The organism is Actinacidiphila yanglinensis, from assembly GCF_900107965.1.
In the GTDB taxonomy this organism is placed as follows: Bacteria; Actinomycetota; Actinomycetes; order Streptomycetales; family Streptomycetaceae; genus Actinacidiphila; species Actinacidiphila yanglinensis.
The window spans coordinates 254,298-264,135 of sequence record NZ_FNVU01000012.1 but is presented as its reverse complement, the minus strand read 5'-3'; the positions used below and the strand labels follow the sequence as shown (position 1 = coordinate 264,135).

Below are 9,838 nucleotides of genomic sequence, written 5' to 3'. Positions count from 1 at the left end.
CCTCCCGCGCAAACCACTCCCGCACATGCCCCGCACCATGCTTCCCCGCCTCCATGTTCACACTCACCGCCCGCCCACCGTTCTGCACCTGCATCCGATACGCCCCCGCATTCACCACCCCCGACACCGGATCCGTCGTGAACACCGCACACCCCGTCCCCACATACCGCCCCCCATCCCCCTCATGCCACTTCGGCACCGGAAACGCCAGCAGATCCACCTCCCCACCCGCCACCACATGCTCAACCACCGGACCCGAATCCACCACATTCATCGGAAACTTCCCCGCAGCCTCCACCCACTCCCCCGGACGCGTCCGCAACGCCTCCACCAGACCCCGATCATCCAGATCCGTCCCCAACCGCAACGTCATCCCCAACCGGCGCGCATTCGCCATACTCGCCGTCAACACCCGCAACCCCGACCGATACCCCACAATGTCATCGAACAACAACGCCGGCGGCGACGCCCGCTTGTAATTCACCTCCGACGCCGCACCGATCTCCCGATCCCAATGCGCACCCGCGATCGACGTCACCTCACCCATCTCACCCGCCAACTCCAACCACCCACGCAGATCGTTGACGTCCTCCAAGGAACCCACGCCACATGCCTCCGGTCCTGTTGTGTCGTTTGTCATCGGTACAGCGATGCGATAAAGCCCGACGCGCTCAGCCGGTCCACGAAGGAGTTGTCGACGAACTTCGCCGTGTCCGCCGGCTTCCTGCCCAGCCCCTGGTCGGCGGTCACGGTGAACGCCTGGTCGACGAGGGCCGGACTGACGCTGGGCGTCTTCGCCCACAGCGGGTCGAAGAAGTCGTACGAGTAGGTGGCGAGCGCCTTGTTGCTGTTGCCGCTGTGCTTCTCGATGCTCGCGATGGCCGCGGCCTTGTCGGTGTGCAGGATCGCCAGGCACTGGGCCTCGGACTTCACGAACGCCTGCACCGCCGGTTCGTTCTTCTTCACGTAGTCCGTCTTCACCGTGTACGCGTTGGCGGCGGCCGGGTAGCCGGTGAAGTCCATGACCTTCCTGAACCCCTGGGAGCGGGTCTGGGTGCCCGTCGGCGGCTGGGTGACGATGGCGTCGACGGCGCCGTTCTTGAGCGCGGCGACCTCGGCCGGGCTGCTCTTGAGGAAGACCTTGGTGACGTCCTTGGGCGACCAGCCCTTGGCCTTGATCATGGCGTCCAGCGCCGCGTCACCGAGCGATCCGGGCGAACTCAGCCCGATCTTGTGCCCCTTGACGGCGTCCGGCGAGCCGATCGACGGCTTGCCCCACATCTCCAGGTAGTAGCGGGAGATGGGCAGCGCGATGTAGCGCAGGTCCACGTGCTTGAGGTTCATGGCGCCGGCCGCGGTGGAGGTGGTGGCGCCCGCGCCGATCTGCACGCTGTTGCTGACCAGTGCGGCGACCAGTTGCGAGGAGCTGTTGAGCAGGGTGAGCTTCACGTCGAGGCCGTTCTTCCGGAACACCCCCTGGTCCTGGCACACGTACAGGTCCGAGTAGGCGGCGCCGATGGCGGTGTAGCCGACGGTCATCTTCATGCTGGAGGTGGGCAGGGAGGCCGCGCAGCCCGAGACGGACGCCGCGAGGGCGAGGCCCAGCGGGAAGGGGAGGATCCTGGCGATGCGCACGAGCGGCCTCATTCAGTCCGTCCCTGACCAGAAGGTGAAGCGCCCTTCGAGGTAGGCGACCCCGCGGGTGAGCACGATGGCGACCACCGCGATCACCGCGATCGATGACATCGCGTCGTCCATCTGGAAGTTGGAGGTCTTGAGCTGGACGACGTAGCCGAGGCCCGCGGAACCCATGAACAGCTCGGCCACGATGGCGCCGATCAGCGCGCGGCCGACCGCCTGGCGCACCCCGGCGAGGATGTAGGGCAGGGTGGCGGGGAAGGCCACGGCCCGCAGCGTCAGCAGCCGGGAGGCGCAGTAGACGCGGGAGACCTGGAGATGGCTGGGGTCGAGGTTGCGGGCGCCGGCGATGACGTTGATCAGGAGCGGGAAGAGCGCGCTCCACACGACGATCACGATCCGGGCGTTCTCCCCGATGCCGAACCAGAAGATGAGCATCGGCAGGAAGACCACGTAGGGCACCGAGTACATGATGCTGATCAGCGGGTCGGTCAGCCCGTAGAGCACCCGGTTGCGGCCGATGAGCAGGCCGAGCGGGATGCCCGCCACGATCGAGATGCCCATGCCCCAGGCGACGATCGACAGCGTCGAGCCGAGCGGCGACCACACGTCGCCGGTCCTGAAGGAGTCGACCAGCGCGCGGAAGGCGCCCGACGGCGAACTGCTGAAGTTGGAGTCGACGACGCCGGTCGAGGCGCAGATCTGCCAGGCGGCGAGCACGACCACGAGGCCGACGGTGCCGAGCACGAGGTTGAGGTAGCGGTCCAGCAGCCTGCGGCGGCGCGCGCTCCGGGTGCGGGTCGCGGTCCGCACCCTAGGAGGCGACAGATGCGTTGCGGTCATGGTCTTCCGCCTTCCGACCGGAGTGGTTCTGGCTCATCACGAGGCCGAGGATGTAGTCGCTGATCCGCTGGAACCCGGGAGACCGCTTGACCTCCGCGTCGCGTGGGCGGGGCAGGTCCACGTCGACGACCTCGACGAGGTGGGCGGGCCCGCTGGAGAAGACCACGACCCGGTCGGCGAGGAAGACCGCCTCCGGCACGTCGTGGGTGACGAACACCGCGGTCTTGCCGCTGCCGGCCGCGTCCGCCTGCCACACGCGGGTGAGCTCCTCCTGCATCAGCTCGCGGGTCTGGGCGTCCAGCGCGGAGAACGGCTCGTCGAGCAGGAGGAGGTCCGGGTCGGTGGCCAGCGCCCGGGCGAGGTTGACCCGCTGGCTCATGCCGCCGGACAGCTCGCGCGGGTACGCGTCCTCCTTCCCGGCGAGGCCGACCAGGTCGACGAGTTCGGCGACACGGGCGCTGCCGCGGGCGTCGAGGCGCCCCTGCGCCTTGAGGCCGAACTCGATGTTGGCCACCACGTTGCGCCAGGGGAACAGGGACGCCTGCTGGAAGACGAGCGAGCGGTCGGGCGCGGGACCCGTGATCTGCTCGCCGTTGAGCGCGAGCCGGCCGGACTCCACCGGCGTCAGTCCCGCCAGTGCGGTCAGGAACGTGGTCTTGCCGCAGCCGCTCGGTCCCACGATGGCGACGAACTCGTTCTCCGCGACGTCGAAGCTCAGCCCGTCGCAGGCGAGGGCGAACGCGCCGCTCCGCCGCGACCAGTGTCCGAGCCGCAGGTCTTCGACGACCAGTTTCGGGCGCGATGGGTCCACGGGTACCTCCTCCTCGAGGTCGGGCCGATCACCGCGCCGCCGCGCAAAGTGTCGACACCTCGGAAGTCAAACAGCGACCCATCTCGAAGTCCAGAGGTATGACCGCGAAGATTCTCCCATGACTGTCGACACTTGAAGCGGGGTAAGCCCACCGCATGCCATCAAGTACCGCCTCGCGCCCGGCCGTCGGCGCCCGGCGGCCCGCTCCCCGGCGAACGGCGCCCGCGCCGGGGAGCTCCGGACGAAGTCAGGAAGCGTCAGGGCCGGCTCGGGGCGGCCAGCGTCCGCAGCGCCTTCATCAGCCGCGCCGCGTCCTCCTCGCCGAGCGGAGCGAGGAACGCGCGTTCCGCCCGCTCGCGGGCCTCCTCCGCGTCGGCCCGCACCCGCCCGCCACGCTCCGTCAACTCCACGACGTTGCGGCGGCGGTCCTCCGCACTGCGGCGGCGTTCCACCAGCCCCTTGCCCTCCAGCGCGTCGACGAGCGCGACCATCGTGGTGCGGTCGACGCCCAGCCGCCGCGCGGCCTCCAGCTGCGACAGCGGGCGGCCCGCCGCCAGCACCGCGAGGACCGCCAACTCCCGTGCGTCCAGGCCGAACCCGGACAGCGCGGGCCCGGCCCGCTCGGCCAGCCGCAACTGCGCGTGCTTGAGCAGGTATCCCAGCCGCGCGCCGAGCAACTCCTCGACCGCGGCCGCCTCGTCACCGCTCTCCGCCATTCCCGCCGCCCCTGCCGTTCCCGCCGGTCCCGCCGTCTCCGCCGCCATTCCCGCATCCTATTCGGTCAACTGATCGTCAGCGGCGCTGACGATCAACTAGGGTGACGATCATGTCCTCGCACACACCCCTGGGCCGGCTGCGCTTCGGCGTCAAGACGACACCCATGCATCTGACATACGACGAGATCCTCCGCGTCTGGGAGGAAGCCGACGAGTTGCCCGAACTCGACGACGCCTGGCTGTGGGACCACTTGATGCCGCTGGCCGGCCCGCCCGCCGGCGCCGTCCTGGAGGGCTGGACCCTGCTCGCCGCGCTGGCCGCCCGCACCACCCGGCTGAACCTCGGCCTGCTCGTCACCAGCAACCGGCTGCGCGCCCCCGCCCACCTCGGCAAGATCGCCACCACCGTGGACGTGATATCCCGGGGGCGCCTGATCATGGGCCTCGGCGTCGGCGGCACCCGGCAGCCGGAAGGCCCCAACCCGGCCGTCGCCGAGTACGCCGCCTACGGCCTCCCGCTCCCGGGTCCGGGCGAGGGCCTGACCCGCCTGACCGAGACGATCACCATCCTGCGCCGGATGTGGACCGAGGAGGTCTTCGACCACGACGGCCCGTTCACCACCCTGCGCGGCACCCGCAACGGCCCCGGCCCGGTCCGGCCCGGCGGCCCGCCGCTGCTGCTCGGCGGCTGGGGCGACCGCATGCTGCGCGTCGTCGCCGAGCACGCCGACATCTGGAACGTCCCCGGCCCGCCCCACCACGACGCCGGCTGGGTCGCGGCGCGCGCCCGCGTCCTGGACGCGCACTGCGAGGCGATCGGCCGCGACCCCGCCGCGATCACCCGCTCCGCGCAGGTCATCGTCGACCGCGCCGACCCGGCCGGGACCCGCGCCCACGTGCACGCCCTCGCCGCCGCGGGCATCGGGCACGTCGTGCTCGCGCTGCCCCGCCCCTACACCGGCAACGCCGCGCGCTGGCTCGTCGACGAGATCGTCACCCCCGTACGGGAGAGCGGCGACTGAGCCGGGGCGGGCACCGGGCGGGCCGACGTACGGGCAGCGCGGGGGGTGGCGGGAACACGGGCTATGCTCGCGGATCATCCGCCAAGGAGGGGGACATCCATGGCTGACGCGGAGAGCCCGTTGCTGCACGCGCTGCGCCAAGCGGTGCGTTCCGCGCCGGAGCAGGCCGAGTTCCGGCTCGCGCTCGCCGAAGCGCTCATCGACGCGGGCGACGCTCAGGGCGCGATCGTCGAGCTCGGTGAGGCGCTCCATCTCGAACCGGATTCCGTGCCGGCCAGGACTCTGATGCTCAGGGCGCTGGGTGGCGGGGCGCCGCGGGGCGTGCCGGCCGCGTCCCCGGAGGCCGGTGCGGCTGCGGCTGCGGCTGCGGCTGCGGCTGCGGCTGCGGGGACTTCGGCTTCGGACGCTTCGGGGGACGCCGCTTCGACGGGGTCCGCTTCGACCGGCGCGGGAGCATCGGGTACGACCGGTGCCGGCTCCACGGATTCCGGCTCCAGCTCCGGCTCGGCCGACTCCCCCGGGAAGCGGGACGGCGGCTTCGACTGGTCCTCGGCGGAGGCCGAGCTGGGGGACATCGCGCCGCCGCCCCGTTTCACCGCCAGCTCCCCCACCGCCGCGGCCGATGACGCGGACGAGGACCCGCAGGGCGTCCCGGCGCACGAGGTCGAGCGGCCGGTGCTGACCCTCGCGGACGTCGGCGGGCTGTCCGAGGTCAAGGACCGGCTGCAGGCCGCGTTCCTCGCCCCGCTGCGCAACCCCGAACTGCGCAGGCTCTACGGCAAGTCGCTGCGCGGCGGCCTGCTGCTCTACGGCCCGCCCGGCTGCGGCAAGACCTTCATCGCGCGCGCCGTCGCGGGCGAGCTCGGCGCGTCGTTCGTCTCCGTCGGCATCTCCGAGGTGCTCGACGTGTGGATCGGGGCGTCGGAGAAGAACCTGAGCGAGCTGTTCCAGCTGGCGCGCCGTCAGGCGCCGTGCGTGCTCTTCTTCGACGAGGTGGACGCGCTCGGCCAGCGCCGCAGCCAGACCCGCAACTCCACGATGCGCACCACCGTCAACCAGTTCCTGGCCGAGCTGGACTCGGTGGGGTCGGACAACGAGGGGGTGTTCGTCCTCGGCGCGACCAACGCCCCCTGGGACGTGGACCCGGCGCTGCGCCGTCCCGGCCGCTTCGACCGGACCGTCCTCGTGCTGCCGCCGGACGCCGCGGCCCGCGAGGAGATCCTGCGCTACCACCTGCGGGACCGGCCGATCGCGGGTGTCGACCTGGGGTCCCTGGTGGAGCGCACGGACTCCTTCTCCGGCGCCGATCTCGCGCACCTCTGCGAGTCGGCCGCCGAGATCGCCCTGATGGACGCGGTCCGCAGCGGTGAGGTGCGGCTGATGGGCATGGCCGACTTCGACGCCGCGCTGGCGGACCTGCACCCCTCGACCGGACCGTGGTTCGACGCCGCCCGCTCGGTCGCGCTGTTCGCCAACGAGGGCGGCGCGTACGATGACCTCGCGGCGTACTTCAAGCGCCGCAAGGGCGCGAAGTGACGGCGGACGAGGGGGCGTTGCAGGTCGCGGTCGAACGCGCCGTCGCGCTGGCCCGCCTCGGGCGGTACACCGAGGCGGAGCCGATCCTGCGCAAGGTGCTGGCGGCCGACCCCGAGCACTACGGGGCGCTGGCAAACCTGGCCTGGCTGCTCGACCTGGCCGACCGGCGGGACGAGGCCGTGGAGACCGCCCGCCTGGTGATCGCGCGCTGGCCGCAGAACACCGAGGGCTTCTACCGGGCGGCGCTGTGCCTGAAGAAGGAGAAGGAGGCGGCCGAGGCGCTGCCGCTGATCCGGCGGGCGGTGGAGATCGCGCCGGACGAGGGCCGGGTGCTGCGCCTGTACGCGCAGGTGCTCTCCGACATCCCGGAACTGCTTCCCGAGGCGCTGCCGGTCGCCGACCGGGCCGTCGAGCTCGAACCGCTGGACGGCGAGAGCTTCCAGACCCGGGCGATGGTGCTGGTCGGCCTGCGGCGCTGGCGCGACGCGGACACCGCCATGGAACAGGCCCTGAACCTGGATCCGACCGACGCGGGCTACCTGATCCAGGCCGGCATCGTGAAGCTGCGGCTGGGGATGATCGGCGCGGCCCGGGACGCGTTCACCGCGGCGCTGCGCCTGAAGCCCAGCCCGAACCGGGTCCGCGAGGTGCTGGGCACCCTGGAGACGCAGGGGCTGCCCGCACCGCTGCTCGACGTCTACACCCTCGGCTGCGAGGCCCTGGACATCCCGGACCTCGGCTCCCCGGGCACCGCGGGGAGCGACCCGGAACTGCTGCGCGCGCAGGCCCGCATCGCGCGGTCCATGTGGACGGCCGCCACCTACAACCACCCCTGGTCCAAGGACTCCCGGGACCGCTGCCGGGCCCTGGTGGCGGCGATGCTGGCGGCTGACCCGGCGCTGGTCCCCGCGCGCCTGCTGGCCGCCGAGATCGCCGGCGACGACGATCGGTACGACGACCTCATCGCGCTCGCCGAGCCGCTGATCGCCGAGGGCGAGGCGACCCGCCAGCTCTTCAGGACCACCGTGCTCGGCCTGGAACACCTCGACCGGCTGGACCGCGCGCTCGAACTCGCCGCCCTGGCCCGGCAGCGCTTCCCGCGGTCCAGCGAGACCGCGAGCCTGCACGGCAGGGTGCTGGCCGAACTGGACCGCCACGACGAGGCGGTGGAGGCGGCGGCTGTCGCGCGCGACCTCGCGGGCGACAACCCGCGCGCCCTGACCTCCGTGGCGAACATCTACAAGCGGCTGGGCCTGAAGGACGAGGCCAAGGCGGCGTACAAGGCGATCCTGCGCCGGTCGGAGACCGAGACGACGGCGCTGTTCGAACTCGGGTCGCTCTACATGATCGAGTACCAGGACAACCGGGCGGCCGAGCGGCTGATCGAGCGGATCGAGCTCCCGGACGTCGGCGGCGACCGTACCGCCGTGCTGGGCCAGATCCGCTTCCAGCTCGGCAAGTGGGAGCAGGCGGCGGCCGACTTCGACGCCGCGATCGCCGCCCCGATGCGCGCACCGAGCACCGTCCCGGGCATCATCGTCGGCCTGCAGCTGTTCGGCCCGCCCGCACGCTTCCAGCCGCTGCTGGACCGGTGCGTGGAGATCCGCGGCGACGGCGAGCCGGCCGAGCCGGTGACCATCGACAAGCTGCGGCTGGCCGCGTTCATGATGCTCAAGCACGGCGCGCTGCCGGAGGCGGCGGAGGTGCTGCGGCAGATCCTGACGATGGATCCGGAGAACTACGAGGCGACGGTGATGGCGAAGGTCGTCGCCGATCCCGGGGTGCCCGACCACGCCGAGGCCATCGCCGTCGTCTTCGCACCGGACACGCACGACGACGAGCTCTGAGGCCACGCCGGCCGGGAGTCTCCCGCCCGGGCCGGCGGATGCGAGGGGCGGCCGGAGGTCTCGCGGTACAGGCCCGCGGACCCGGACGACGGCCGGCCGTTCCCCCGCCGCGCACCCGAGAGCCCCCACAGCGGCGTGGGCACGAGGCGTTCGGCCGCCCGAACCGCACCGGCCACGGCACGCCCGCCGCACCGGGCAACAGCCATGGAAACCGGGGCCCGTCGGCGGGACCCGCCGGGTGGGCATGCTCGCGGCTTTGCCATTCCTTTACAGCAAGGACCCGCAGCGGGTCGTCTCTCCGTCTGGTTCCACACCGCAAGGAGCCCGGCGCCCCGCCCAAGGGAACCGCCGGGCCGATCGACAGGAGACTCCACATGCGTGCACGCTCATTCGCGGCCGCCCTGGCCTGCGCTGCGGCGCTGGTCGCGGCCGGGGCCGGGACGGCCCTCGCCGACGGCGGGGGCACCCCCACCCCGACGCCGACCGCCGCCGCGGGCAGCAGCGGCTCGGGTGCCACGCCGACCCCCGCGCCCACGGCCAGCACCTCCACCGGTGCCACGCCGGTCCCCTCGGCCACGGTCGACGGCAACCAGGTCGGCACCGTGCCCTCCGGCGCGCCCGACACCGGCGTGCCGCCCCAGGCGTCCGGCTCCGACACGACGCAGACGGGCGTGGCCGCCGCGGCCGGCGTCCTCGTGATCGGCGCGGGCGCGGTCGTGTTGCGCCGCAAGCTCCAGAGCAGGGGCTGACGTTGCGGGCGTCCCGGCCGGCCGCGGTGCCGTCCGTCGTTGCCGCCACCTGCCTCGCGGCCGTGCTGGTCGCGGGGTGCGGGGCCACGCCCGCGGCGCCGGCGCCGGCCGGGCCGCCCTCCAGCGCCTCCCCCGCCGCCACCGCCGCGCCCGCCGGTTCCGCCGGTTCCGCGGCGCCGCGGCCGATCGCCCGATCGGTCCCCGTACGCCTGCGGATCCCGGCCATCGGGGTCGACACCCCGCTCATGGGGCTCGGCCTGGCGGCGGACGGTACGGTCGAGGTTCCCCCGGTGCGGGCGCACTCCCCCGCCGGCTGGTACCGCGGCTCGCCCGCCCCCGGGCAGCTGGGACCGTCGGTGATCCTCGGCCATGTGACTGTCGGCCGCTACGGCGACGGGGTCTTCCTGCACCTGGCGCGGCTCCGGCCCGGGGCCCGCGTCGAGGTCGAGTTGCAGGACGGGAGGTCCACCACGTTCACCGTGCACGAGGTGCGCACCGTCGCCAAGGACCGCTTCCCGACCCGGCAGGTCTACGGGAACACCGACCGACCCGAACTGCGCCTGATCACGTGCGGCGGCCCGCGGACCGGCAGCGGCTACCTCGACAACGTGGTCGTCTTCGCGGCACTTTCCGCGGTGACGCCCGCCGGGTAGACCGGCCGGCCCCTTCCGCACCC

General features: G+C 72.6%; 10 protein-coding genes. 5 read left to right on the top strand and 5 right to left on the bottom strand.

Annotated features, from left to right (window positions below):
* The 5 genes from C4U44_RS26350 to C4U44_RS26330 form a co-directional block, all read right to left on the bottom strand.
* A partial coding sequence (locus tag C4U44_RS26350) for a UbiD family decarboxylase (protein ID WP_200823405.1) occupies positions 1 to 595 on the bottom strand: 595 nt, incomplete at its 3' end.
* Positions 596 to 636: 41 nt separating this feature from the next.
* Complete coding sequence (locus tag C4U44_RS26345; protein WP_160145101.1) at positions 637 to 1,635, bottom strand: ABC transporter substrate-binding protein; 999 nt, start codon at positions 1,633 to 1,635, stop codon at positions 637 to 639.
* 12 nt (positions 1,636 to 1,647) lie between these two features.
* Complete coding sequence (locus tag C4U44_RS26340) at positions 1,648 to 2,481, bottom strand: ABC transporter permease (protein ID WP_103888493.1); 834 nt, start codon at positions 2,479 to 2,481, stop codon at positions 1,648 to 1,650.
* Positions 2,453 to 3,292, bottom strand: a complete 840-nt coding sequence (locus tag C4U44_RS26335) for an ABC transporter ATP-binding protein (RefSeq protein ID WP_103888492.1) — start codon at positions 3,290 to 3,292, stop codon at positions 2,453 to 2,455. The genes C4U44_RS26340 and C4U44_RS26335 overlap by 29 nt, the downstream gene beginning before the upstream one ends.
* A 257-nt stretch (positions 3,293 to 3,549) precedes the next feature.
* A complete protein-coding gene (locus C4U44_RS26330; RefSeq protein ID WP_322973669.1) occupies positions 3,550 to 4,056 on the bottom strand; it encodes a MarR family winged helix-turn-helix transcriptional regulator in 507 nt (168 codons plus the stop codon).
* Between the two features lie 62 nt (positions 4,057 to 4,118).
* Here C4U44_RS26330 and C4U44_RS26325 point away from each other — a divergent pair, with 62 nt between their 5' ends.
* The 5 genes from C4U44_RS26325 to C4U44_RS26305 all read left to right on the top strand — a co-directional run bounded on the left by C4U44_RS26325 (position 4,119) and on the right by C4U44_RS26305 (position 9,815).
* Complete coding sequence (locus C4U44_RS26325) at positions 4,119 to 5,030, top strand: LLM class flavin-dependent oxidoreductase (protein ID WP_200823404.1); 912 nt, start codon at positions 4,119 to 4,121, stop codon at positions 5,028 to 5,030.
* 99 nt (positions 5,031 to 5,129) lie between these two features.
* Positions 5,130 to 6,566: an AAA family ATPase gene (locus C4U44_RS26320; RefSeq protein WP_103888490.1), complete on the top strand. Its 1,437-nt coding sequence runs from the start codon at positions 5,130 to 5,132 to the stop codon at positions 6,564 to 6,566.
* The gene (locus C4U44_RS26315) at positions 6,563 to 8,413 is read left to right on the top strand and encodes a tetratricopeptide repeat protein (protein ID WP_103888489.1); all 1,851 of its coding nucleotides are present in this window, start codon (positions 6,563 to 6,565) and stop codon (positions 8,411 to 8,413) included. Before C4U44_RS26320 ends, C4U44_RS26315 begins: the two co-directional genes overlap by 4 nt.
* A 374-nt stretch (positions 8,414 to 8,787) precedes the next feature.
* Positions 8,788 to 9,162: a hypothetical protein gene (locus C4U44_RS26310; RefSeq protein ID WP_160145100.1), complete on the top strand. Its 375-nt coding sequence runs from the start codon at positions 8,788 to 8,790 to the stop codon at positions 9,160 to 9,162.
* 2 nt (positions 9,163 to 9,164) lie between these two features.
* Positions 9,165 to 9,815, top strand: a complete 651-nt coding sequence (locus tag C4U44_RS26305) for a class F sortase (RefSeq protein ID WP_235032356.1) — start codon at positions 9,165 to 9,167, stop codon at positions 9,813 to 9,815.
* The last annotated feature ends 23 nt before the right edge of the window (positions 9,816 to 9,838 follow it).